Annotated in this window: 2 protein-coding genes; one reads left to right on the top strand and one right to left on the bottom strand. The window is 65.8% G+C overall.

Annotation, left to right across the window (positions count from 1 at the left end; all coding sequences use genetic code 11):
• Positions 1-31: 31 nt before the first annotated feature.
• Positions 32-1,600, bottom strand: a complete 1,569-nt coding sequence (locus EER30_RS46635; RefSeq protein WP_240670779.1) for an IS1634 family transposase — start codon at positions 1,598-1,600, stop codon at positions 32-34.
• Here EER30_RS46635 and EER30_RS49345 point away from each other — a divergent pair.
• Positions 1,514-1,770 (top strand): hypothetical protein (locus tag EER30_RS49345; protein ID WP_240670780.1); only part of this gene is annotated, 257 nt, incomplete at its 3' end. The genes EER30_RS46635 and EER30_RS49345 overlap by 87 nt on opposite strands.

The following is a 1,770-nucleotide window of genomic DNA, read 5'->3' as shown; positions in this document are numbered from 1 at the left end:
CCTGGACTTCGCACATGGTGTTGGACTGCCGTTATAGCCAGCGGGGTCGGGTGGGGTCGACTTTGAGGTGGGTGAGGAGTTGGGCTTGGAGCCATCCGGGGGTGGGGATTTTGGGTGGTTGCCGGTCGTGGGCGGGGATGAGTCGTAGGTCGTGCAGGGCTTGCAGGATGAGTCGGGCGGTGGGTTTGACGGCGCGGTTGTCGAAGGCGTAGAAGCCGACCATGTCGGTCTGGTTCTGTTCGGCGAGGTGTTGGCGGACTTCGCGTTCGATGAGGCTGAAGATGAGCAGGGCCAGGCAGATCACGGTGATCAGGGCGGTGATCCTGCGGTTGGTTTGCAGGAATATGGGTGCGACGGCGAGGGGTCCTTTGATCGTGCTGTAGCGCTGTTCGACGGTGTTTTGGCCTTTGTAGCGGCGCAGGACTTCGGCGGCGTCTGCGGTTGCCGGGTCGAGGTTGGTCAGCAGCGCGTACCAGCCGTCGGTAGCGGCTTCGGTATCGATCGCGGCTTGGTCGAAGTGCCAGGCGAAGGCGGGTTTTCCGGTGTCCGGGTCGGTGGTGATGGTGGTGTGCAGGTAGGCGCTGACACGGCGTTTCTTGCTGATCTGGGCGGCTTTCGCGGTCACGGCGGCGGTGTCGGGGTGATGCCGGGTGCCGGCGGTGCGGGTCAGGGTGTCGAGTTCGGTGCGGGCTTTGCCGAGTTTCAGCTCGCGGGCGGCCTGGGCGGCGTGCTGGTTGGCGCTGGAGTGCACCAGGATCCGGCGGACCTGGTGCACCGGGTCGGTTTTGCGGGGCCCGGCAAGGTGCATGACGTCTTCGGTGACCCGGTAGGCGCAGCGCTTGCCGGCAGGCTTTCGGATGTCGCGTTGGGCGACGTAGTCCACCGCCACGGTGGTGCCCGGGTCGATATTGGCGAACAGGCCGGCGGGGACCCGGGCCGCTGCGAGGGGGGCGAGGAAGCTGACCTGGGCGTCGGTCATCGCGGTGATGTTGGCGTGGGAGATCAGTTTCGAGTCGCCGACCATCAGGAACCCGGGCGTGTCCGCCAGGTTCTGCAGGGCGTGCATGGCGTCGACGACCTGCGTGATCTCGCTCGCGCCGCCGTCGTAGACCTGGTGGAACACCGGGACCGCCCCGTCCGCGCTGACCGCGATCCCGGCCTGGATCTGTTTCAGGTCCGGCCGCCGGTCTTTCGGATGTCCCCAGCCCGGCTGCGGGTAGTCGGGATCGTTGTGGTCGTAAGCGCCGAACAGCGAGATCGACGTCATGTCCCAGTGCAGCCGGGTCACATCGATACCGAACCTGTCGATCGCCGCGGCGCCGACCGTCCCGACGATCGTGTCGACGTTGTCGGCGACCGCGTCCAAAGCCCGCCCGAGCCGGTCGTCGCCGAGCGCGGACGCGGCGATCCCGTACACCTCCGGGACCGCCCACGCCCGCGCCCAGTCACAGATCCCGGCCATCGCTGACGGGTTCGTCAACCGGTTCGCGATCAGGACCTCGATGACCTGCCCATGCGTCGCGAGAGCGACATCACGGATCGGGCACAACTCATCGATGATCCCGGCAATGTCGATCCGCCGGCAGAAATCCGCGATCACCGGCAGCGATCCAAGGCGTTTCTCCAGCACAACACCCTCGACCAACTCGGCACGAGGACGCACAGCACTACGACGTGGAGCACCTGTCACACCCATACCCAGACCAACACATCGATCATGATCAGAGTGACGGGCATTCACTCCAAAGCATGTGCGAAGTCCAGGACTAG

Origin of the sequence: Actinoplanes solisilvae, assembly GCF_003999975.1 — a bacterium.
Taxonomy (GTDB): Bacteria; Actinomycetota; Actinomycetes; order Mycobacteriales; family Micromonosporaceae; genus Actinoplanes; species Actinoplanes solisilvae.
This window is presented reverse-complemented; position numbering and strand designations above follow the sequence as displayed.